Below are 21,868 nucleotides of genomic sequence, written 5' to 3'. Positions count from 1 at the left end.
GAATAAGGAGGTGTAATCTATGTCCCGCAAATGTGCAGTAACAGGCAAGAAACCGAGCAGCGGCAACCACGTGTCTCACGCTAATAACCGCAACCGTCGTTCTTGGGGAGTTAACGTTCAGAAGGTCCGTATCCTCGTGAACGGTAAACCAAAACGCGTGTACGTCAGCACCCGTGCTTTGAAAGCCGGTAAAGTTGAACGCGTTTAGTCTTTAGCAATTTTAAGACCGAACGATAACTTATATGAAGCAAAAAGCACCCTTTACATTTGTAAGGTGCTTTTTTTCATGTTTTCTTTTCTGTTAGCGGCTTAACTCTTCTGAAATGTGTTCAATATTGCTTTAACAAAACCTCCCAAAAACCTTGGCAGCTTAAACGTGTAAAATTTCATGATTTACCCTCCCATCAATTCATGCCGTACGCAGGAGACTTTCCTCTTGTCAATAACGGAAACGAACTGCAGTCCTCCCTGCCAAAACAAAAAAGGCTACATGAGATTTCTGCTCATGTAACCATATTTATGCACCGAGGACTTGGCCTATACCTCTAGTCTCAATAGCCTATTTTTTTAACGCAGTGCAGATTCGGCTGCTTCTCGAATTCCGCGGATCGCCGCAGCACGATCACTCCGGCCAAAAACTGCATTCCCCGCTACCAAAACATCGGCTCCAGCTGCCACAACTAAGGGTGCTGTCTCTTCCGAGACTCCACCATCTACTTCGATCAATAAATCTGGATTCACTTCATTCGCCCATTCTCGAATTTGAATGATTTTGCGCAAAGTGTTAGGAATGAATGCTTGACCACCAAAGCCTGGATTAACGGTCATCACCAGAATCATATCCACATCCTCCAGCACCTCACGCACCGCTGAAGCCGGAGTACCCGGATTAATTGCTACACTTGCCTTCAGCCCCAGCTCCTTGATCTGATGAACCACACGATGCAAATGAACGCATGCCTCAGCGTGAACGGTGATCACACTTGCACCTGCTGCAGCAAAATCAGGGATATAACGTTCTGGTGACTCAATCATCAAGTGAACATCAAGTGGCAGCTTGGTATGTAACGATACAGCTTTTACAATAGGTGGACCCAATGTGATATTCGGCACAAAATGACCGTCCATTACATCCACATGTATCCAATCTCCACCACTGGCTTCCGCCTCTGCTACTTCTGGACCTAAACGCGCGAAATCCGCCGACAATAAAGATGGTGCTATTCGTATCATGATGTTAGTACCTCCGCTTTTTATCTTTCATTTCATTAAAAAACAGTTTGTAATGATCATAGCGACTATCCGCAATTTTCCCTGCTTTCCAAGCCTCTATTACACGGCAGCCTGGTTCATGCTGATGACTGCAGCCCCGGAACTTACAATCGGATGCATATTGAGCAAATTCACGAAAACAAGTGGACAGCTCTTCTACACCAAGCTCTAAGAAATCAAGCTGACTAAAACCTGGGGTATCTGCAACAAAACCTCCACCACCAATATCCATCAGCTCCACATGACGGGTCGTATGGCGACCACGTCCCAATCGTAAACTGATCTCTCCAGTCTCCAGTTTAAGCCCTGGAACAATACGATTCAATAAGGTGGACTTACCAACCCCCGATTGACCCGCAAATACGCTAATACCACCAGTAAGCCGTTGTCTTAGCTCATCGCTTCCGGCACCAGTAAGTGAACTTGTGACCATCACTTCATATCCGATATCCTCATAAAGTTCTTTAACATAACGAGTAGCTTCACCATCATCATCCGCCAAATCCTGTTTAGTCAGAACAATTAGGGGTTCCAGACCCGAATGCTCAATATGAACTAGAAACTTGTCCAACAGATTCAGGTTCATATCGGGCTCTCGAACGGAGAATAAAAGGACTGCGAGCTTAACATTCGCTACAGGTGGACGAATCAGTTCAGATTCTCTAGGTAGAAGTTCATCCACCATTCCTTCTCCATGCTCAGTAAGTATATAAATAACCCGATCTCCAACTAGCGGAGCGATCCCTTTTTTCTTGAGAATTCCTCGGCCTCTGCATTGAACAGAATGCTCTTCAGTCGCAATTAATCCTTCGCGGAGCGGTTTCACATAATAATAACCGCTTAACGCCTTAACAATTATACCTTCAGGCATACATAGTGAGCCTTCCTCTCCTGATTTTGCGAAAATGACCCAAGTCTGATATCCCCGGGTCATTTCGCTACGCCAACCGTTCAGGTTAAACCCTGTTTAGTTGTTGTTTTTATCTTTAGATTTATCCTTGCCTTTATTGTTGTGCTTATTATTGCCATTATTAGTCGATTCACTATTTATAGAACTATTGTTTACGAACCCTGTCTGATTCACCGCCCCGTTATTCCCTCCGTCATTCTCTGAACCTGAACCTGGCAAGATCTCCGGTTCAATCGTAGGTTCAATTGTAGGCGTAGGTTCAGCAGAAGGTGTTGGAGTTGGCTGTGGTGTTGCTATAACTGGTGGTTCAGGCTCCTGAACGGTTCCGTTCTTAGCATCGATATAAGGAATGACATAAGTATCCAAAAGCACACCGTCACGGGTAACAATAACTGAACCATCTTTATTAGGAGCCAATACTAGATTCACAGATAACACTTGGCTCTTTCCAATGGTACGTGTTCCCCAATCCTGCTTCTCTCCATTATTGCGCGCATCCACGAATTCGATACGAATCTTGCTCTTTTTCCCATCCTGAGCAGGAGCGACTGGCACATTAAAGGTATAATTCAGGGCTTCAGGTGGATAACCTGTACTTAAGTAAATCGTAATCGCTGTTCCAGGTGGAACAGAAGTACCTGTCCCCTTATCAAATGCCCAAGTCTTTGTTACTTTACCTTCTTCAATGCTGAAGCTGGATTCTTGTTTAACTTCTCCAAGAACAAGCTTGGCACCTTCCAGCAGCGCCTTTGCCTCACTCTCCGTCTTACCGATGAGATCTGGCAACAGTACACTTTCTTCTCCTTTACTAACGTAAAGGGTGATTTGAACCGTCTCAGGATCGAATTCTGTATTTAATGCAGGGTCAGATTTTACAATGAGACCTTCATCTGTATTTTCGTCATAGAGAGGTTTATTATCAATCCGGTCCTGGGCTACACCCAGCGCCATCAATGCTTTAACCGCATCATCAAAGCTCTTGTTAACTACATCTGGCATCTTGGGTAGTGGCTTAGCCGTATTCACAGTGAGTATTAGGGACGCTCCTTTTTTCACTTTGGCATCCTTTTCCCTACTTTGCTTAATGACCACATTCTCTTCAAAATTCGGACTGTAGTCATACAGAATAGGATCAGCAACCTCAAGCCCCAAATCCTCAAGCTCAGTTTGTGCTTGTTCTATCTGTTTACCTACTACATAAGGAACGGAAACCTCAGGAACAACTAGCTGTGATTTAACGTACCATACGAGACTGGCCATAGCCAACAGCAACAGCAAGGTAAGCCCAATCCATAATGTGGGTTTTGCCCATTGTTTTTTACCTTTGCTTGAAGGCACCGGTTCATCATCTTCATCACGAACCATCCGTTCCTCACGATGATTACGATTACCATTGCTTCTTTGAATCGGTTTTATCGCCGGGATAACCCGCGTACGATCCTCATCTTCTTCATCGTTGAACAGAATCTTCGCCTCACTGCGGCGCTCCGGCAATAAGCATGTTTCCAAATCCTGCAACATTTCTTTGGCAGAGTCGTACCGCTCCTCCGGATTTTTACGCATTGATCTCAGAATTACATTCTCAACGCTTTGCGGAATGAGTGGATTCAGAAGTTTTGGTTCTTCAAACTCTTCTTGCAGATGTTTTAAAGCTACACTAATCGGACTCTCTCCCAAGAAGGGCAGGCTTCCGGTAAGCATTTGATAAAGTACAATACCTAATGAATACAAGTCAGACTTTTCTCCTGTAGAGACACCTTTGGCATGCTCTGGCGAGAAATAATGTACTGAACCAACCACAGAACCGGTCTGTGTAATGGTTGTTGACGTAACTGCGCGGGCAATCCCAAAGTCGGTTACTTTCACCCGGCCGTTGCGTCCGATCAGGATATTATGTGGTTTTATATCACGATGAATAATTTGATTCTGATGCGCATGATCTAGGGCATCACAGATTTGTGAAGCGATCCGTACGGATTCATCAACCTGTAATGGCGCTCGTTCTTTTATAATTTCATTAAGATTCTGACCCTCAATATACTCCATGACAATGTAATGAATTTCGTCTTCTTGTCCTACATCGTATATGCTGACGACATTCGGATGAGACAAAGATGCGGCAGATTGCGCCTCACGCCTAAAACGGCGAATAAATTCCTCGTCATGCACAAACTGATTGCGCAATACTTTGATGGCGACATTTCGGTTTAAAAGAATGTCATGTGCTCTATAGACGAGCGCCATTCCACCTCCGCCGATCCGTTCGATGACTTGGTAACGGCCGCCCAATTCGTGACCGATCATCAATCCCACTCCTTTGTTTCGGGCACAGCGGCCTCTCCATGATGTTCTAACAAAGCGACGCTAATATTATCGCCACCGCCGGCGAGCAGTGCCAGCTGAAGTAAACGGTCCGCTCTTTCCTCTAACGATATCTCATGTATACCTGCTACTTTGCCTAAATGCTCATTTGTGACAAAGTTGCTTAAACCATCGCTGCATAGAAGCAAAATTTCCCCAGGTAGCAGAGCTATAGGCGCCATATCAACTTCAACCTCAGCATCTGTTCCAAGTGCCCTCGTCAGCACATTACGACGCGGATGATTATCCAATTCCTCCACACTGATCTGACCGTTCTTGAACAGCTCATTGACTAGCGTATGATCCTCGGTTAGTTGAACTGCCGCACTGTCTTTTATTAAATAGGCTCTGCTGTCTCCGATATGGCCAATATATCCGTTTGATCCATTCAAAAGAACAGCAACGACAGTAGTACCCATATTATGATACTTATCGTCACCGGAAGCCTCCCTGAACACAGTGCTGTTAGCTTCCAAAATAGCAGCTGACAACGCATCACGCAGAGCTTCGTCTTGAAGTCCAGACTCTAACCCGTCTAGGTTATTCCTCATTGTCTCCAAAGCGAGCCTGCTTGCGGTTTCACCAGCCTGATGTCCACCCATCCCATCGGCAATAATACCGAGTGTATAACCGTGGCGCGTCGCGCCGATCCAGACCGAATCCTCATTGACAGAGCGCACTCGGCCAATATCGCTGGCATGAACTGTTCTGATCAAATATCCTCACCCCAACTCCATATGTTTGGCACGCAGCTGTCCGCATGCGGCCGCGATATCATGGCCTTGCTCACGGCGAATAGTAACATTCACCCCGTTATCAGCCAAAATACGTTGAAACTCAAAGATATCATTGCGTGAAGTACGTACATATTTTCGCTCAGGCACATGGTTTACCGGAATCAAATTGACGTGGCACAGCATGCTCTTAAGCACCCCAGCCAATTCCTCAGCATGCTCCGGTTGGTCATTTACCCCGCCGATCAAGGCATATTCAAAGCTGACACGTCGTCCCGTCTTAGCTTGATAATAACGCAAGGATTCAATTACATCATCAAACGGAAAACGGCGGTTAACAGGCATTAGCTTTGAACGCAAGGCGTCGTTAGGTGCATGAATTGAAATCGCCAAATTAATCTGGGTATCTTCTTCTGCAAATTTATAAATGCTCGGTACAATACCGCTGGTGGAAACAGTAATATGCCGTTGTCCGATATTTAGGCCCTTCTCATGAATCATTAGACGCAGGAATCTCATTGTTGCATCATAGTTCTCAAACGGCTCACCAGTACCCATGATAACAATGCTGCTGACACGTTCGCCGCGCGCATCCAGGATTTGTTGGGAACGAACTACCTGAGCTACAATTTCTCCCGCTGTCAAATCCCGTTTTAATCCACCTAGTGTGGAAGCGCAGAAAGTACAGCCGATTCGGCACCCTACTTGGGTTGTTACACAAACGCTATTGCCATAATTATGTTTCATGATAACTGTTTCGATAGCATGATCGTCATGCAATCCAAACAGGAATTTTACAGTTCCATCTTTAGATTCCATTTTAGTAATTTCAGTTAGCGCTGCAATAGAGAATTGTTCATTCAGCTTCTGGCGAAGCCCTTTGGACAAATTGCTCATTGCTTCAAAGTCATTTACACGTTTTACATACAGCCAATCAAAAATTTGTCCACCACGAAAAGCAGGCTCACCATTGTCTTTCGCCCACTGTTGTAACTCTTCTAAAGAAAAATCATATATTAAAGGTTTCATTATTATCTACACCTGTTCTTTCATAAGGATATGCGTATTATTTCTCATTCTTCCTATTTTAACACAAATTTCAGAGACGGTAAAAGAAAACGCCCGCCGTACGGTAGCCCGGCGGGCGGAGGATACTACAATTGTCAGAAAATTTGCTATATTACAAGACTCTCTGAAGCTTGGAAATATAGAACCCGTCGCTCCCATAATGATGAGGCAGCAGCTGAATTCCTTCACCCTCAGCCAGCGCAGTACCCTCCAGCCTGTCCCATAATGGGGAGGCAAAAGTTACAGCAGTGAAGTCAGGATTCTGCTTCAAAAATTCAGCTACTACTTCACTATTTTCTGCTTGTTCAGTCGTACAGGTACTATATACCAGAATGCCACCCGGTTTCAACAGTTTAGAGACCGACTGCAGCAATTCCCGTTGCAATGACGCTACGCTAGCCACATCTTCCGGCTGCTTACGCCATTTGAGGTCTGGCTTACGGCGAATTACGCCGAGTCCAGAGCAAGGTGCGTCGAGAAGAATTCTATCAAAGGATTGATGCTCTAAAGTGTGCTCCAGCTCCAGCGCATCTGCACTGCCTGTAGATACGCAATCAAGACCTAAACGTTCTGCTTGATCTGAGATCAATTTCGCTTTATGCAAATGCAGATCATTAGCGTAAATCGATCCTTCATCTTTCATGAGCTCGCCCATATGTGCTGTTTTGCCCCCAGGAGCAGCGCAGCAGTCAAGCACCCTCATGCCAGGCTCCGGAGCTACCGCTTCAGCTACTAGCATAGAACTCTCATCCTGAACGGAGATATATCCATCACGATACCAGGAGGTGAGTGCCAGGTTTCCGCCGCCTTTCACAACAATGCCATAGGGACTAACATCAGATGCTGAAGCTTGCAGACCTTGTTCAATCATCTGGTTCAGCAGAGCTTCACGACTGATCATCGTTGTATTCACGCGTACACTGACCGCAGGCGGCTCATTGTTTGATGCACAAATAGCTTCCGCCGTGTCGACACCGTACTCGGTAATCCAACGTTCCACTAACCACAACGGATGTGAATATAATATCGATATCCGCTGCGCTTGACTTAGCCCCTCAGGCAGAACTGGCAGATCACCAGCACGCAATACACTGCGCAGCACGCCGTTAACCATCCCTGAGATTCCCTGGTGGCCTTTTTTCTTCGCTATATTAACAGCCTCATTTACAGCTGCATGGGACGGTATACGATCGAGATACATAATTTGATATAAACTAAACCGCAGTAAATTACGGACCCATGGCTGTAGTTTGGCTATCCCTTTACTAACAAATCCTTCAAGCACATAATCCAGGGTGTTCATCCGCGAAATAGAGCCATAGACAAGTTCTGTGACCAGTCCGGCATCTTCTCTGCTAAGCGTTGCCTTCTGTAGACTGCTGTTGAGCAGCAAATTGCTATAAGCACCTTGCTGCTCAACTTTAACCATTATATCAAGCGCGATTTCCCGGGCAGAAGCAGGGGTAACCTTACCCTTGTTGCCAGCTCTGCCGTTGTTGCCAACTGCTTTAGAGTTATTCCCCTGTCTCTTACCAGCGCTAGGATTTACTGCTGATCGGCCAACACCATTTCCACCGCCGCTCAACCTAACACCGTCCCTGGCTTCATAACAGCACCACGGCTAAAATCGGCCGCACTCATTGCTTTTTTGCCAGCAGGTTGAACCGTTGTCAGCAGCAGACTTCCGTCACCTGTTTTCACTTCGACACCTCGTTCAGTTACAGAAAGCACCGTTCCTGGAGCACTATCGCTTGCTTTCTGCGCTTCAGGCAGCTTAGAAGCCCAAGCTTTAAAGGTCTCACTATTCCAGAGCGTAAATGCGCCGGAAAAAGGAACTAATCCACGAATTCGATTATAGTTGTCACGTGAGCTAGCGTTCCAATCCAAGCGTTCATCCTCGCGATTAAGGTTAGGGGCATAAGTTGCCTCACTATCGTCTTGCTGAACAGCTTGAACTTTTCCGCTTACTAAACGTGGCATTTCAGACTTTAACAGATCTCGTCCAGCCAGGCTCAGCTTCTCAAAAAGAGTTCCAGAGGTATCCTCATCCTCAATAGCCACTTCGACACGAGAGATCATGTCACCGGTATCCAGCCCCTCAGCCATATACATCAAAGTAACGCCGGTCACTTTCTCACCATTGATGATACTGCGCTGAATCGGAGCACCTCCCCGATATTTAGGAAGCAACGAACCGTGTACATTCACACAACCATTCCGCGGTAAGTCCAACACAGCTTTAGGCAAAATTTGACCATAAGCAGCCGTGACGATCAAATCCGGCTCATAAGCTGCCAGCTCGGCGACTGCCTCAGGACGACGCATGCGTTCTGGCTGAAGCACAGGTAATCCGAGAGCTAATGCGGCTTCCTTAACTGGTGAAGGAGCCAAGATCTTTTTTCTCCCCTGCGGACGATCTGGTTGGGTGATGACAGCTACAACTTCATAGCCTTCATCTACCAGCATTTGCAAGCTTGGCACCGCAAAAGCTGGAGTTCCCATGAATACAATCTTCATATTCCTCACTCCTCAGTCTCGTTAGCAGTCATCTCGTATACTTTTTCAGCGATATCTGTAAATAGAACTCCATTCAAATGGTCAATCTCATGCTGAAAAGCCCGGGCAAGTAAACCACTGCCGGTTATCGTAATCTCTTTTCCCTCACGGTTAAGGCCACGAACAGTTACAGTCTCCGCACGGCGTACATCACCATTCAAGCCAGGAATACTAAGGCATCCTTCTGGTCCTAGCTGTTCACCTTCCATGCTGATGATTTCAGGGTTAATCATTTTGATCAATCCATGCTCTTCATCCGCATCCACCACAATTAAACGTTTCAAAATTCCGACTTGGGGTGCCGCCAGCCCTACTCCTTCAGCGTCATACATCGTATGTGCCATATCATCCAGCAATTTTTTAACATTAGGAGTAACTACAGCTACTTCTTTAGCTTTTTTGTGCAATACTTCATCCGGTTCTTTAACGATCAAACGTATAGCCATTACAAAACACCTTCCCGTTCTGAACATTTCTATATTTAAAGTCAATTGATAAAGCTCTTTTTTTACATTGTAACATGATACGGATTTACATCAACATCTGCGGATCCACATCAATGCTGATCTGAAGACCGGTATCCCGCACAGAATCCTCTAACTCTTCAGCCACTTGGCGGACAAGTCCAATCACATCGATGGCGCCGCGCCATTTTATCATACACTGGAATCTATATCTACCCTTTAATCGAGGGATAGGTGATGCCACAGGACCCAACAGATCTAACACATCGCTGGTTAGCTTATCGAGACTTCCATACCACCTTAGCTGTCTGGCCTTTCCCTGAAGATTCAGAGCATAATTCTCTGCCATCCGCAGTAGAAGCGGCAGCTGTTCATGAGACAATGTGACCAGGATGAGTCTGCAATATGGCGGATAATGGAGGCCTCTGCGATGCTTCAGCTCTTCACGTACAAAAGAGAGATAGTCATGTCCGCTGGCATGAATAATAGAATAATGCTCTGGCGTATAGGACTGAACGACCACTTCGCCTGGAAGCTGGTGCCGGCCTGCTCTGCCTGCAACTTGTGTAAGCAATTGGAATGTCTTCTCTGCTGCGCGAAAATCGGGCAGGTTCAAAGCTGAATCTGCTGTGATTACACCAACAAGAGTGACATCTGGAAAATCCAGTCCCTTTGCTACCATCTGAGTGCCCAGGAGAACATCCGCTTTTTTGTCTCTAAATTGGTTCAGCAGCTTCTCATGCGAGCCCTTTTCTGTTGTTGTGTCCACATCCATACGAATCACTCGTATGCCTGGGAATAGCTTACCAAGCTCTTCCTCCACCCGCTGTGTACCCGTTCCGAAAAACCGGATATGCTCACTACCACACTCCGGACAAAGCTTAGGTGCTGGTTCAGCATGTCCGCAATAATGACAACGCAAATTGTCACTACGGCTATGATACGTTAGTGAGATATCACATTCTGGACAACCGGCTACGTAACCACAGCTACGACACATGACAAAGGTTGAGAAACCTCTACGGTTAAGCAGCAGCACCGTCTGTTCTCCGCGTTCCAGCCTCTCTTCCAGTGCTGAATGAAGCTTTCGGCTGAACATCGAACGGTTGCCTTCTTTAAGCTCTTCCCGCATGTCTACTACGTTCACCTTTGGAAGTTCATTTCCAAGCGCACGGGTAGGCATCTCTAGCAGTACCGGTGAAAAGTGAATATCACTCTGCGATCTTGCAGCATGATAGCTTTCCAGCGAAGGCGTAGCAGAACCTAGAATCACAGCTGCGCCACACTGTTCCGCTCTACGAATAGCAGCATCACGGGCATGATATTTCGGATTCTCCTCCTGTTTATAAGAGGTTTCATGTTCTTCATCCATAATAATCAACCCTAGGTTGGAGAAAGGAGCAAACACGGCCGATCTTGCGCCTACAGCGACTGTGGCCTTTCCTTCACGGATTTTACGCCACTCATCGTATCGCTCACCAACAGACAGCCGGCTATGCATAACCGCGACACCGCTGCCGAACCGCCCCTTAAACCGCTCCACCATTTGTGGTGTTAAAGCAATCTCTGGCACAAGAACAACAGCCTGTCTGCCCTGATCTAAACAGCGTTTAATACATTGCAAATAGATCTCTGTCTTACCACTACCCGTAACTCCATGAAGCAGAAATACTTCGTGAAGCTGCTCCTCTAAGGTTCGAGAAATTCTTGTATATACGACCTCTTGTTCCGCTGTAAGCGGCAGAGGTGTGGTAGGTTTAAAATCTCGTCCTTGATAAGGATCGCGATAGACTTCAATTTCACTGATCTCGATAAAACCTTTTTCCTCCAAGGCCTTTACAGTACTTGCCGTTACTTGGAGTGCAGACAAAACTTCTTTAAGGGCCATAGGGAGTGTAGCTTCCATATCAACTAAAAAGCTCAGAACTTCCTTCTGGCGTGCGGATTTTTTTGGGAATTTGTTCAAAGCCTCACGGGCAGCAGTGACACCTATCGCCAGATCGACTGCCTTGAGCTTTTTCTTGCCCATTTTATCCTTAATGGATTGACTCTCTATAAGTACTCCACGCCGCAGCATGAACTTCACCGTCTCAGCAGCCTCAGGAAATGCACGAGTAAGCTGCTTCATGGAAACTTCGCCACTACGTCCAATAAATTCTGTGATTAGTCGTTCCTCATCCCCTGTGTCGGCAAACATTGGGAACAATTCATCCTCTGGAAATGCTGTCTCTTCCTGCACATCTCCAAGTGAAATCAGCCGTTCTGCCTTCCCTTTTAGAGCGGTGGGCAACATCGCCTGCAGTGCTGAAATTCGTCTACATGCATATCTTTTACTCATCCAGTCCGCAAGCTCAACTAATTCAGGAGATAAAGGCGGAAGCAAATCCAACACTTCTTGAATAGGCTTCAGGCTAGGACTCACTAGGGTCTCGCCTGATTCTAAAGATACTACAAAACCTTGGACTGTCCGGTGCCCAAACGGAACGGCTACCCGACTGCCCACTTCAATCCATAACTTCAGGGATTCTGGAATACTATAATCAAATGGCCGGTCAGTGCTGCGTACAGGCACATCCACAATGACCTTGGCGATATCCATTATAATGAAGCTCCAGTAATCCGCTCTGCCACGAGCGTCAACAAACGACGAGCAACCTCATCCTTCGACAATTGTGGCAATTCAAGCACCAATCCATTCACATCATATATCGAAACGATATTCGTATCCGCTCCAAATCCGGCTCCTGCAGCCGCTACATTGTTAGCAACGATGAGATCGCAGTTTTTGCGGACCAGCTTGTCCTTAGCATAAAATTCCGTATTGCCCGTTTCCGCAGCAAAGCCGACCAAAAACTGCTTGTTTTTGGTCTTACCGAGTGTTTCCAGAATATCCGTTGTCTTCACAAGCTCAAGCGTCATCGTCTCTCCGCTTTTTTTAATCTTGGAAGGCTCACTATGCTTCGGACGGTAATCCGATACAGCAGCCGCCTTGATCATAATGTCGCAGCTGTCCCACAGTGCGGTAACTGCTTCATACATTTCCTGTGCAGATTGAACACGAATAACTGAAATCTCTGGTTCCAGTGGAGGAGCCTCATCTGTACGCGCAGCAATCAACGTTACCTCAGCACCCATTGCACGTGCAGCACGTGCTAGCGCGAAGCCCATTTTACCGGATGAATCATTGGAGATATAACGCACTGGATCAATCCGTTCTACCGTTCCACCCGCTGTGATGACGATTTTTTTACCCGCAAGAGGTTTGGATGCGACGCTTGCTTGGTGTGCAAAAAAATTCTCAACCACACTCACAATAGCCTCTGGCTCTTCTAGCCGACCTTTGCCAACGTATCCACATGCCAGCAGTCCTTCACCAGGCTCAATAAACTGAATGCCCCGGCTAGCGAGAATATTCAAATTATTAAGTACAGCTGGATGCTGATACATATGAACATTCATAGCTGGTGCAACCATAATAGGAGCCGTAGTAGCAAGCAGTGTAGTAGATAACATATCATCGGCGATCCCGTGTGCCATTTTGGCAATTATATTTGCGGTTGCGGGTGCTACCAGCACAAGATCCGCAGCATCTGCCAGATCAATATGTGAAATGGAGGATGGATCTCTCTCCTGGAATGTATCGCTATATACTCGTTGCTTCGATAGTGACTGTAGAGTTAATTCTGTAATGAACTGCTTCGCCGAAGCTGTCATAATGACATGAACCTCGGCTCCTTTTTGGACAAGCTTACTGGTCAAGGACGCCGCTTTATAAGCAGCAATGCCTCCTGTGATCCCAAGTAAAATAGTCTTCCCCTTCAAGCTCTTCAACATGATCTCCCCCCTGTTCCCTACTCTTACAACGAATGGCTATCTTTACGACGAGAAAAAAATAACAACCTTCCGGTTGTCATAAAGAGCCCGGTTCTGGGCTTTCATCATAAATTTAAGACCCGTAATTGCTCCATAACCCAAGAAGAAACGGCAGCGCCTCAAAACAAATAGGCGGCATCCGTTTCTACAATAGGTCATTATTACTTATACTTGAGACTACTCTTCACCGCGGGTTAGAGTAATGCGATCTTCGTAAATTTCCTCAAGAGCAACACCAACAAATTTATGCGATCTAGGATTCTTCACATCTGTCTTGCCACCCTCACGCAATTGTCTAGCACGACGTGCAGCAGCGACAACGAGCGAATACTTACTGTCAACCTTGGTCATCATTTCATCAATGGATGGATATAGCACTGGGACACCTCTTCATAGTTTACTGTTAATACCATTTGACCTTCAGCATAAATTATCTGACTTTACAATGTTCGGCGATAATAATGCTTTCTATTCTCTTACAAGCCAGATCAATCTCATCATTCACTACAGCATAATCATAATGCTGCATTAAGTTGATCTCATCTTCCGCTACAGTCATGCGGTGATCGATCACATCTGGATGCTCAGTACCCCGTCCGCGAATGCGGTCCTTCAACTCGTCCATGGATGGAGGAAGAAGGAACACAAAAATCCCTTCAGGAAATTTCTCTTTGACTTTGAGAGCTCCTTGAACCTCAATTTCGAGAATAATGTCTTTGCCGCTATTGAGAGTTCTCTCTACAAAATCACGGGGAGTACCGTAATAATTACCTACGTACTCCGCGTATTCAAGCAATTGATCGGCTTCGATCATTGTCATAAATTCCTCTTTGCTTTTGAAAAAATAGTTGACGCCATCTTCCTCACCCGCACGCGGACTGCGAGTAGTAGCAGAAACTGAGTAGACAAGTTCGGGCATCTTCGGACGTAGTGCAGTACAAACAGTACCTTTACCCACGCCGGAAGGTCCGGATAATATGATGAGCAATCCTTTTGACATAATACACTCCATTTAGTTGTTATTCGTCGTTGTCGTCATCTTTACTGGATAAGCGATGCGCCACAGTCTCCGGCTGTACAGCCGATAGGATGACATGATCACTATCTGTAATGATTACGGCACGAGTCCGTCGGCCATAGGTGGCGTCGATCAACATATGCCGATCACGTGCCTCCTGGATAATACGTTTGATTGGTGCAGATTCCGGACTGACGATAGAAATAATGCGGTTGGCAGACACAATATTTCCAAAGCCAATGTTAATAAGTTTGATTGCCATGTTCCGGTAGTTCCCCCCATAAAGTTCTATGCTATTACCTATTCCCGATTACTCTATGTTCGCAGCTTGTTCTCGAATCTTCTCCAGTTCTGCTTTCATATCTAGCACAAGACCCACGAGAGTTAGATGATTGCATTTCGATCCGATTGTATTCGTCTCACGGTTCATCTCCTGAATGAGAAAATCCAGTTTGCGTCCTACCGGTCCTTTCCCCTTCAGGAGGGCTCTGCATTGCTCGAAATGACTATACAACCGGGTCAACTCTTCATCAATATTACAGCGATCTGCAAAAATAGCGATCTCCATCCCGAATTTATGCTCATCAAAAGCGAACGTCCCATCATTTAGTTCATTCAATCGATGTCGAAGTTTCTCACGATATTCAATGATTACGACAGGTGCAAGTTCAACCATTTCAGCATGCATGTTCTCAAGATGGTTCAGGCGCTGTTCAATATCTGCGGCTAGATAACTGCCTTCACGGGCGCGCATCTCCAGCAGAGACTGCAAACACTGCTCAAGTCCCGCCTCCAATACTTCGGAGTAGTCTTCTAATGTCGCAGACACGGCACCCGCAGCCTCGTCTTTGCTGTCCATAATACCGGGTATAGAAAGTATATCACGTAAAGTCAACTCACCAGTCAAACCATATTCGTTCTTAAGCTGCTCTGCTGCCTTTAGATAGGTCATTACAGCAGAGTGATTCAGAACCGGTCTAACTGTCGACTCATCGTGCTCTCTATTGATGGTAACATCTATTCTTCCCCGTTTGATGTGCTGTTGAACCTTTCTTCTCAACACATCCTCATAACCCGTCCAATCCCGGGGCATCCGCAGTACAACTTCGCAGTACCGGTGATTCACCGATTTCACTTCGAACATAATCTTGTAGCCGCCGAATTGCAGGGACGATTGACCGTATCCGGTCATGCTAAATGACAACGGAATCACATCCATTACACTATTGTAATTGATTATTACTAGCGAAACAAGGGGGACAATTTGCGTCCTGATTTCTCCCACACATACTCCATTAGCTGTGCGCTCATATCATAGAACATGAACGGAGTCATCAGATAGATTCCATTAAAATGGGCAGTAGCAACATCTAACAGTTCCTTAGCGATAGCGACACCTTCTGCTCTTCCAGCTTCCCCTTCAAGTCCCTTCATGCGGTTGCGGACATCGTCCGTAAGCTGAATACCCGGAACCTCATTATGTAGAAACTCTGCATTACGTCCGCTTGCCAGTGGCATAACACCAATGAATACGGGGATTTCCAGATGTGCTGTTGCCTCAGCTATCTTCACGATAAGTTCCTGATCATAGACAGGCTGGGTCATAATATAGTCGGCACCAGAGGCAATTTTCTTCTCCAGACGTTGCACTGCCTTATCCAAATGTTTAACATTCGGGTTAAATGCAGCTCCGATTACAAAATTCGCTTTCTGTTTCAAAGGTTTACCTGAGAAGGAAATCCCGTCATTCAGCTGCTTGATCATTCTAATAATCTCAAAAGAGGTTAAATCATAAACCGAGCTTGAGCCGGGAAGATCTCCAAATTTCGCAGGATCACCTGTTACAGCCAGCACATGATCAATTCCAAGCGCATCAAAACCCATCAAATGGGATTGAGTACCAATCAAATTACGATCCCGGCAAGCAATATGCACTAGCGGACGAAGTCCAGTTTTAGCGTGCACCAAATGTCCCAAAGCCATGTTGCTCATCCGTGTGACAGCCAGGGAGTTGTCGGCGAGTGTCAGCGCATCCGCGCCTGCTCTTCTCAAAACTTCTGCGCCCTGCATAAACTTTGCAATATCCAATTCACGAGGTGGATCAAGCTCGACAATAACCGTATGTCGTTCCTTTACCAGATCAACCAGGTTCGGCTCTTTACCATCTCTATCCTCATCGCCAAAATTCTCTTGCAGCGATACACGCTCCACTGCAGGTGGCAACGGTTTAGGAAGCGGTTGCGGTACATAATTCTTCAGTGCAGAGGAGATTTCTGCGATATGCTGCGGAGTTGTACCACAGCAACCACCGATTATCCGGCAGCCCATCTCCGCGAAAGTCTGTGCCATTTGGCCAAAATATTCTGGTGAAGCCCCGTACCGGTATTCTCCGTCTACATAATCCGCCACACCCGCATTTGGATACACAGAGGCTGGCAGAACCAGATTCCCTTGTACAGCTTTGAGCGCTCGCATCATTCCGTTCGGGCCTGTGTTACAGTTAAATCCGATAACATCAGCGCCATCGCCTTCCAGAATACGAAAGGCTTCTGGCAAAGTTAATCCATCTAATGTGCGTGCCGTTTCATCGACAGCTAATTGGCAAACTACAGGAAGCGAGCTGATCTTGCGGAGCGTTCTTAGAGCTAAATGCAGTTCCTCAACATCGTAAAAGGTTTCCAGCATAATGCCATCTACGTCCTCTTTTAGCAATGCAGCAATCTGCTGTGTAAAATATTTTTTCAGCTCTGTGGAAGAGAGATTCGCACGTTTGCCCGCACGAATAGATCCTACAGCTCCTAATACATACCCATGATCTCCAGCAGCCTGGCGAGCGATTCTAACCCCGGCTCGATTTATTTCCTCAACCTTGGATTCTAGACCATATTTGGACAGCCTGTCATAGTTCGCCGAGAAGGTGTTGCTTTCCAGCAGCACTGCCCCTGCCTCAATATAGCTGCGATGAACATCTTCGATTACCCCCGGAGAGGTCAAATTTAATTCTTCATAGGAAATGCCGACCGGGAAACCCTTCTGATATAAGTAGGTCCCCATCGCTCCGTCTCCGACTAATACTTTATTTCCCCATGCGGAACGTAAATCCGGCTTCACAACAAGATCCTCCCCTGCCACATTAGTTTCTAACTTTAGTTTCATACTAATGTAACATAAATCGGTATGGATGATAAGCTTTACAAAAGAAAAGCATTTAGACCAAAATATCACCATGCATGTTCATATGTAAAAAGCTTCATACTAACGTTAATGCCGTTATTTCCATAAAGGAGAGAATACTTTGAAGAAAAAAACAAGAAAGTTTCTGATCCGAAAATACGCTGTAACTTTACTGCTAGCCACTCTCTGCTTGCTGTATATTTATTTGCTAGATTGGCTGTATGGCTATGGGCTGGGTAACGTCGGGTATATCCTTAACTATCTATTCTATACCGCCTCTGAGAAAGCTACTGCTTGTATTTTGCTGCTCTGCTTGTTCATCCCCGATATCTATTACTGGAAAACAGGACATCAACCAGAACGTGGCGGGGAAAGATGACTTCTTATCGCCGCAACGATGATAAGAATTACAGGGATCAACACCATAAAGAAGGGAAAAATCGTATATAACAATCTCCCCCCCTCATTAATATGTTCAGTAAAGCTCCGCGCATTCAACATCGAGCTGAACAGAATGATCAGAGCACAGGGATAGACCATTCTCCGGTAAGGAATCTTGAACAATTCCGAAATTCCTATAAGTGCGGCCGCAAAAAACACAGACATTTTGAAAAAAACGCCGATAATCAGCACCATAACAATTAGAATATCCACACGTTGAATAAAATCGGAGATTGAAATCTTGCTAATCGTGGGCATCAGAGGGAGGGGTGACCGTTTCACTATATCTGTGCCAAGCACGGAAATATTCAGCATCATAGTCAGACTTAAGAGCAAACCTGAAACAAATATCCCCGCGGCGATGACCCAAGGACCTTTTTTAACATTGTTCAGATAGGGCATCAGCATGGTAAAACAAATCATTTCACCAAAAGGGAACATATAGTTCTGGCGAATAACAGAATCAATCACAGGCTGGAACCCATTCTCAAAAATAGGAAGTAATCGATTCAAATTAATTGAGCCCGATAACATCAGCATGATCGAGCAAAATATTCCTATCAGCATTACAAGAGTTGCGAATACCAATGAAGTTCGGGATAATACCTCTACTCCTTTATGCAAAACATACGCAGAAGATAAGATCATCAACGTTGAAATAATAAACAAAGGTGTGCGGTGCATAGTAGCCATAACCAGCATGGAACTGCCATCCCGTAAATCACGACCCGCTAAATTGAGGAATAGGGTAATGTAGAGAACGGAAATCACCGTACCTAAGGATTTTCCCAATAGCTTGCGGGTATAAGCCGTTAAGGGGAGATCCGGAAACTTTCTGTACAAATAAGTGTACCCCGAAAATACAATCAAACCGATCAAATTTCCGAGGAGTATGGAAATCCACGCATCTTTACCAGACTCCATCCCAAGATTCACTACCAGCGCTGTTCCCAGCTCAAACAACAAAGTCAACGTGAAAAATTGGAGTAGTCCTATTTTTATCTTTCCCATAGCTGTCCCTCCTTTATTGTCATTACTTATTCTTGGATTGAAAGGAATCACTTCGCATATCCGTATGCCTGATCACAGCATCAGCCTCGATATTAATCTGGCAGGTTTCAAATATACTCTCCCAATGATCTTTTACTTGTTTCCAGCCACGTGGATTAGCTCTTTCTACTGCTTCACCGAAACCTAGATAATCACTTTTTAATGAACGGGCAGTTGCTATGGCAGCGCGGATCTGTTCTTGAATATTCTTTTCCAAAAGCTTCGAAAGATCGTTTAACACTGTTGGATCTGTTAGATCCAAGCCATTGGGCGATTCCTTTAATCCAGCCTGCTGAGTGACATTAACCGTGAAGATAGGATGCTCTATATCTTTCGCATCCGCGTGGATATGTACCTGTGATAAATACACATTAAACGATATATAGTCCTTCTCCCCTATCGAGACCAATACCGGCATCTGAGATATTTTATTCTTAAGTAGAACGGTACCGATCGCCTCTTCGCCGAGCAGCCATCCTTTAAGCTTGTCTTCTTTAAAAGCTGCAAGACCGGTAACCTTTATTATGGTCTTCGGACTTACGTTCTTTAAATTATCGTTGCTCTCCCTCTGGTCCAAATCTCCAGTCACTAGCACGCCATTGATCACAGGCCCCCCACCCGGAACCTGAATCCCCCGGATAATATCATCCACTTCCATCCGATAGTTATATCCGAATTGTTTAGAGGTTGTCTGCAGCTTCTCCACCAAATCATTGGCTGGAATCCTTCCGAACACGGTCATAGTCGTCATACATTCACTTGCAGGCTGTCCCTTGGAAATAAAAATCAGGCTTGTCAGCCGGGTTTCGCTTTCCCTTTCCAGCACATCCATGATATCCTTGATGCCTTCTTGAGCGAACTTCTCGGAAATGATGACCACCCTAATATGTCCTAAAGACAAAAAACGTGCAGTCTGACGCGAGGCATTAGCTAATGCTTCAAACATAGTGCGGCCGCTACCTTTATAAACCGAAACAGGTGAAGTTCCTCTAGCGTTCTTCCCAGAGATTTCGTCAGCAACGATAACCTGAAAGGATAATACATATTTCTCTTCTTCTGTAGGTCCTCTATCTATGGACACACCGGAAACGATGGCTCTTCTGTTTAATTCCACACTATCCCAGCAGCCTGTGAGACTAAGACAGATCAATACGCAAGGTAAAAGTCCTGCTAAGAAAAAATTGCATTTACTCAGAATCTTGCTTTCCTTTCTTATGCGGCTGTGTCCCTTTAGTCTTATCAAGAATTTTTGGAGATAGGTTCTGTTCATGTCCGGTTGTGATCTCCTTCCCTTCTGAAATGTTCCCTTGCTGCGCAGTAGCAGGAGCTGGTTCTGCTGTGCCAAGCGCCCACAAAGGCAGCCTTAAGACGGCATCCTTCTGACCTCTGGATGACAAAGGCACTATTGGAGACAAATAAGGAACGCCAAAAGAACGCAGACTGTTCATATGTGCAACCAGTACGATTAAACCTAAAGTAATCCCGTAAAAACCAAACATACCGGCCAATATCAAAAAACCAAAACGGATAATTCTGCCCGCAATCGCCATGTTATACGCTGGAATGGCAAAGCTCGCAATCCCGGTCAACGCGACCACAATCACCATAACGGGCGTAATAATTCCAGCCTCTACCACGGCCTGACCAAGAATCAGAGCACCTACTACAGATACGGTCTGCCCAACTGCACGCGGCATTCTTACTCCCGCTTCCCGGATGATCTCAAACGCACCTTCCATTAGAATAGCTTCGACAAAAGCGGGGAAAGGCACATTTTCCCGTTGCGATAAAAGGTTGATCAGCAAAGTCGTAGGGATCATCTCATAATGAAACGTCGTCAAAGCTATATACACGGAAGGCCCTAGAATAAGCACGATAAAACTGATATACCGAATAATTCGCATCAGAATAGCAATATCGAACCTTTGCGCATAATCCGAAGCTGACTGAAAAAAAAGAGTGAAAACCGCAGGCAAAATCAATACAAAGGGGGTGCCATCTACGACAATCACTACCCTCCCTTCTAACAGATTCGTTGCAGCAACGTCTGGCCGCTCGCTGTTATTGATGGTTGGAAAAGGGGTAAAGGTCTTATCCTGAATCAGCTCTTCGATATAACCGGATTCCATGATGGCATCTACATTAATCTGCTGCAGCCGTTTTCTAACTTCTTCAACCAGCTTCTCGTCCGCAGTATCCTTGATGTACATTAAAGCCACATCGGTCTGAGTTACCGACCCGATCTTCACATGCTCGAGTCTTAGTTTGGGTGATCTTATTCTTCTGCGTATTAATGAGACATTCGTAGCCAAAGATTCAACAAAGCTATCCTTTGGACCACGCACAACTAGCTGAGTGGAGGGTTCAGTGACAGAACGTGCTTCCCCTCCTTCAGTCTCACACATGATGCCACTGTCATAACCTTCAATGAGAATCAGTGTCTTCCCAGAAAGAATTCCGAGCAGCACCTCGTTCCAATCCTCCTGCAGCTGCGCTTCACCTATTTCCAGGGCACGGTTTAAGATGAGGTCATTCAGATTATTTGCTGCAGTATTGCTTTCCTTGAGCATCTCATCCGTAATGGAGAGCAATGAACCCATTACAAATTGATTAACGGTTTCTGTCTTAGCTAGACCATTAAGATGTACCGCAGCAGCCTCAACAACGGATTCCTCACCAAGCTTTACCTGGCGGATTCTAAGATCCGGACTATCTCCCAGCTCGGTTATGATATTGTTTAGCGTCTGCTCCAGATAAATGGTTAATCTCACTCCAGAACCTGGACCTGCCGGGTCAGCTTGCTGTCCCTTACCGGATTTATTTTTTTTAGTTAACCCGTTGATGTTCAACAAGCTCCCCTCCTTTTTTTCATAAACATTGTAGTATTATTCTCGGTTACTCCTTCCATTATTCGGCTGCTTAAAGTCACCTCAGGTTAGAAACACAA

At 45.6% G+C, this 21,868-nt stretch carries 21 protein-coding genes; 2 read left to right on the top strand and 19 right to left on the bottom strand.

The window, feature by feature from the left end:
• Positions 1-19 precede the first annotated feature (19 nt).
• On the top strand, positions 20-208 hold the full coding sequence (gene rpmB, locus NSQ66_RS12370) for a 50S ribosomal protein L28 (RefSeq protein WP_036686205.1): 189 nt from the start codon (positions 20-22) through the stop codon (positions 206-208).
• A 101-nt stretch (positions 209-309) separates the two neighbouring features.
• On the opposite strand, the gene spoVM is transcribed toward rpmB, so the two are convergent.
• The 16 genes from spoVM to NSQ66_RS12290 all read right to left on the bottom strand — a co-directional run bounded on the left by spoVM (position 310) and on the right by NSQ66_RS12290 (position 17,367).
• Entirely contained in the window at positions 310-390 is an 81-nt protein-coding gene (spoVM, locus tag NSQ66_RS12365) for a stage V sporulation protein SpoVM (protein ID WP_020431362.1), read from the bottom strand.
• A gap of 177 nt (positions 391-567) precedes the next feature.
• A complete protein-coding gene (rpe, locus tag NSQ66_RS12360; protein ID WP_036686202.1) occupies positions 568-1,233 on the bottom strand; it encodes a ribulose-phosphate 3-epimerase in 666 nt (221 codons plus the stop codon).
• A gap of 4 nt (positions 1,234-1,237) precedes the next feature.
• The gene (gene rsgA, locus NSQ66_RS12355) at positions 1,238-2,143 is read right to left on the bottom strand and encodes a ribosome small subunit-dependent GTPase A (RefSeq protein ID WP_036686201.1); all 906 of its coding nucleotides are present in this window, start codon (positions 2,141-2,143) and stop codon (positions 1,238-1,240) included.
• Between the two features lie 96 nt (positions 2,144-2,239).
• The gene (gene pknB / locus NSQ66_RS12350; RefSeq protein WP_036686199.1) at positions 2,240-4,486 is read right to left on the bottom strand and encodes a Stk1 family PASTA domain-containing Ser/Thr kinase; all 2,247 of its coding nucleotides are present in this window, start codon (positions 4,484-4,486) and stop codon (positions 2,240-2,242) included.
• A complete protein-coding gene (locus NSQ66_RS12345) occupies positions 4,486-5,259 on the bottom strand; it encodes a Stp1/IreP family PP2C-type Ser/Thr phosphatase (RefSeq protein ID WP_076099575.1) in 774 nt (257 codons plus the stop codon). Before NSQ66_RS12345 ends, pknB begins: the two co-directional genes overlap by 1 nt.
• A 6-nt stretch (positions 5,260-5,265) precedes the next feature.
• Positions 5,266-6,306 (bottom strand): 23S rRNA (adenine(2503)-C(2))-methyltransferase RlmN, encoded by a 1,041-nt coding sequence (rlmN, locus tag NSQ66_RS12340; RefSeq protein WP_036686196.1) that lies wholly within the window; start codon positions 6,304-6,306, stop codon positions 5,266-5,268.
• Positions 6,307-6,457: 151 nt separating this feature from the next.
• Positions 6,458-7,789: a 16S rRNA (cytosine(967)-C(5))-methyltransferase RsmB gene (rsmB, locus tag NSQ66_RS12335; RefSeq protein ID WP_256720278.1), complete on the bottom strand. Its 1,332-nt coding sequence runs from the start codon at positions 7,787-7,789 to the stop codon at positions 6,458-6,460.
• Between the two features lie 137 nt (positions 7,790-7,926).
• Complete coding sequence (gene fmt / locus NSQ66_RS12330) at positions 7,927-8,862, bottom strand: methionyl-tRNA formyltransferase (RefSeq protein WP_076141708.1); 936 nt, start codon at positions 8,860-8,862, stop codon at positions 7,927-7,929.
• A gap of 5 nt (positions 8,863-8,867) precedes the next feature.
• Positions 8,868-9,347: a peptide deformylase gene (def, locus tag NSQ66_RS12325; RefSeq protein ID WP_036686193.1), complete on the bottom strand. Its 480-nt coding sequence runs from the start codon at positions 9,345-9,347 to the stop codon at positions 8,868-8,870.
• Between the two features lie 85 nt (positions 9,348-9,432).
• Complete coding sequence (gene priA / locus NSQ66_RS12320) at positions 9,433-11,964, bottom strand: primosomal protein N' (RefSeq protein ID WP_036686191.1); 2,532 nt, start codon at positions 11,962-11,964, stop codon at positions 9,433-9,435.
• Positions 11,964-13,199 (bottom strand): bifunctional phosphopantothenoylcysteine decarboxylase/phosphopantothenate--cysteine ligase CoaBC, encoded by a 1,236-nt coding sequence (gene coaBC, locus NSQ66_RS12315; protein ID WP_076141709.1) that lies wholly within the window; start codon positions 13,197-13,199, stop codon positions 11,964-11,966. The genes priA and coaBC overlap by 1 nt, the downstream gene beginning before the upstream one ends.
• A 216-nt stretch (positions 13,200-13,415) precedes the next feature.
• Complete coding sequence (gene rpoZ, locus NSQ66_RS12310; protein WP_036686188.1) at positions 13,416-13,616, bottom strand: DNA-directed RNA polymerase subunit omega; 201 nt, start codon at positions 13,614-13,616, stop codon at positions 13,416-13,418.
• 52 nt (positions 13,617-13,668) lie between these two features.
• Positions 13,669-14,238, bottom strand: a complete 570-nt coding sequence (gene gmk, locus NSQ66_RS12305) for a guanylate kinase (protein WP_036686186.1) — start codon at positions 14,236-14,238, stop codon at positions 13,669-13,671.
• A gap of 19 nt (positions 14,239-14,257) precedes the next feature.
• Positions 14,258-14,518, bottom strand: coding sequence for a DUF370 domain-containing protein (locus NSQ66_RS12300; RefSeq protein ID WP_006209218.1), 261 nt, complete (start codon positions 14,516-14,518; stop codon positions 14,258-14,260).
• A gap of 48 nt (positions 14,519-14,566) precedes the next feature.
• Positions 14,567-15,460 (bottom strand): YicC/YloC family endoribonuclease, encoded by an 894-nt coding sequence (locus tag NSQ66_RS12295; RefSeq protein ID WP_036686185.1) that lies wholly within the window; start codon positions 15,458-15,460, stop codon positions 14,567-14,569.
• A gap of 38 nt (positions 15,461-15,498) precedes the next feature.
• Entirely contained in the window at positions 15,499-17,367 is a 1,869-nt protein-coding gene (locus tag NSQ66_RS12290) for a bifunctional homocysteine S-methyltransferase/methylenetetrahydrofolate reductase (protein ID WP_076141710.1), read from the bottom strand.
• A 184-nt stretch (positions 17,368-17,551) separates the two neighbouring features.
• Here NSQ66_RS12290 and NSQ66_RS12285 point away from each other — a divergent pair, with 184 nt between their 5' ends.
• The gene (locus NSQ66_RS12285; protein WP_036686181.1) at positions 17,552-17,809 is read left to right on the top strand and encodes a hypothetical protein; all 258 of its coding nucleotides are present in this window, start codon (positions 17,552-17,554) and stop codon (positions 17,807-17,809) included.
• Here NSQ66_RS12285 and NSQ66_RS12280 read toward each other — a convergent pair.
• Genes NSQ66_RS12280 through NSQ66_RS12270 form a run of 3 tightly spaced genes read right to left on the bottom strand, consistent with a single transcriptional unit; the run spans position 17,782 to position 21,770 of the window.
• A complete protein-coding gene (locus NSQ66_RS12280) occupies positions 17,782-18,882 on the bottom strand; it encodes a GerAB/ArcD/ProY family transporter (protein WP_036686178.1) in 1,101 nt (366 codons plus the stop codon). The genes NSQ66_RS12285 and NSQ66_RS12280 overlap by 28 nt on opposite strands.
• A gap of 22 nt (positions 18,883-18,904) precedes the next feature.
• Complete coding sequence (locus NSQ66_RS12275; protein ID WP_081390148.1) at positions 18,905-20,191, bottom strand: Ger(x)C family spore germination protein; 1,287 nt, start codon at positions 20,189-20,191, stop codon at positions 18,905-18,907.
• Positions 20,109-21,770: a spore germination protein gene (locus tag NSQ66_RS12270; RefSeq protein ID WP_063829831.1), complete on the bottom strand. Its 1,662-nt coding sequence runs from the start codon at positions 21,768-21,770 to the stop codon at positions 20,109-20,111. Before NSQ66_RS12270 ends, NSQ66_RS12275 begins: the two co-directional genes overlap by 83 nt.
• Positions 21,771-21,868 lie beyond the last annotated feature (98 nt).

It is taken from the genome of Paenibacillus sp. FSL H3-0329, assembly GCF_037963285.1.
Classification (GTDB): Bacteria; Bacillota; Bacilli; order Paenibacillales; family Paenibacillaceae; genus Paenibacillus_AQ; species Paenibacillus_AQ odorifer.
The sequence above is the reverse complement of the archived record's forward strand: the minus strand, read 5'-3'. Positions and strand labels throughout refer to the sequence as shown.

What these genes read in the sequence shown, in the direction of transcription:
- rpmB (WP_036686205.1), top strand. Translation starts at nt 20, where the DNA reads ATGTCCCGCAAATGTGCAGTAACAGGCAAGAAACCGAGCAGCGGCAAC.
- spoVM (WP_020431362.1), bottom strand. Translation starts at nt 390, where the DNA reads ATGAAATTTTACACGTTTAAGCTGCCAAGGTTTTTGGGAGGTTTTGTT.
- rpe (WP_036686202.1), bottom strand. Translation starts at nt 1,233, where the DNA reads ATGATACGAATAGCACCATCTTTATTGTCGGCGGATTTCGCGCGTTTA.
- rsgA (WP_036686201.1), bottom strand. Translation starts at nt 2,143, where the DNA reads ATGCCTGAAGGTATAATTGTTAAGGCGTTAAGCGGTTATTATTATGTG.
- pknB (WP_036686199.1), bottom strand. Translation starts at nt 4,486, where the DNA reads ATGATCGGTCACGAATTGGGCGGCCGTTACCAAGTCATCGAACGGATC.
- rlmN (WP_036686196.1), bottom strand. Translation starts at nt 6,306, where the DNA reads ATGAAACCTTTAATATATGATTTTTCTTTAGAAGAGTTACAACAGTGG.
- fmt (WP_076141708.1), bottom strand. Translation starts at nt 8,862, where the DNA reads ATGAAGATTGTATTCATGGGAACTCCAGCTTTTGCGGTGCCAAGCTTG.
- def (WP_036686193.1), bottom strand. Translation starts at nt 9,347, where the DNA reads ATGGCTATACGTTTGATCGTTAAAGAACCGGATGAAGTATTGCACAAA.
- priA (WP_036686191.1), bottom strand. Translation starts at nt 11,964, where the DNA reads ATGGATATCGCCAAGGTCATTGTGGATGTGCCTGTACGCAGCACTGAC.
- coaBC (WP_076141709.1), bottom strand. Translation starts at nt 13,199, where the DNA reads ATGTTGAAGAGCTTGAAGGGGAAGACTATTTTACTTGGGATCACAGGA.
- gmk (WP_036686186.1), bottom strand. Translation starts at nt 14,238, where the DNA reads ATGTCAAAAGGATTGCTCATCATATTATCCGGACCTTCCGGCGTGGGT.
- NSQ66_RS12300 (WP_006209218.1), bottom strand. Translation starts at nt 14,518, where the DNA reads ATGGCAATCAAACTTATTAACATTGGCTTTGGAAATATTGTGTCTGCC.
- NSQ66_RS12280 (WP_036686178.1), bottom strand. Translation starts at nt 18,882, where the DNA reads ATGGGAAAGATAAAAATAGGACTACTCCAATTTTTCACGTTGACTTTG.
- NSQ66_RS12275 (WP_081390148.1), bottom strand. Translation starts at nt 20,191, where the DNA reads ATGAACAGAACCTATCTCCAAAAATTCTTGATAAGACTAAAGGGACAC.